Origin of the sequence: Collinsella aerofaciens (assembly GCF_020709435.1) — a bacterium.
Classification (GTDB): domain Bacteria; phylum Actinomycetota; class Coriobacteriia; order Coriobacteriales; family Coriobacteriaceae; genus Collinsella; species Collinsella aerofaciens_AU.
Map to the genome: position 1 here is coordinate 1 of NZ_JAJFDP010000062.1, position 258 is coordinate 258.

Below are 258 nucleotides of genomic sequence, written 5' to 3' on the forward strand. Positions count from 1 at the left end.
GCACAACCTTGCCAAGGTTGGGGTCGCGGGTTCGAGCCCCGTTGTCCGCTCCATTGCATTTCCGGACCGTTTGGGCGGTCCTTTTTCGGCGAAGTGGCCAAGTGGTAAGGCAGAGGCCTGCAAAGCCTTTACCCCCGGTTCGAATCCGGGCTTCGCCTCCAGGCAACATCCGGGCGCTCCGGCGCCCGTTTTGTTTTACATATGCGGACATGGCTCAGTTGGTAGAGCACAACCTTGCCAAGGTTGGGGTCGCGGGTT

1 tRNA gene is annotated in these 258 nt (G+C 60.5%); it reads left to right on the plus strand.

Features of this window, described 5'->3' with window-relative positions:
* Positions 1-87 precede the first annotated feature (87 nt).
* A tRNA-Cys gene (locus LK493_RS10140) sits at positions 88-161 on the plus strand.
* Positions 162-258 lie beyond the last annotated feature (97 nt).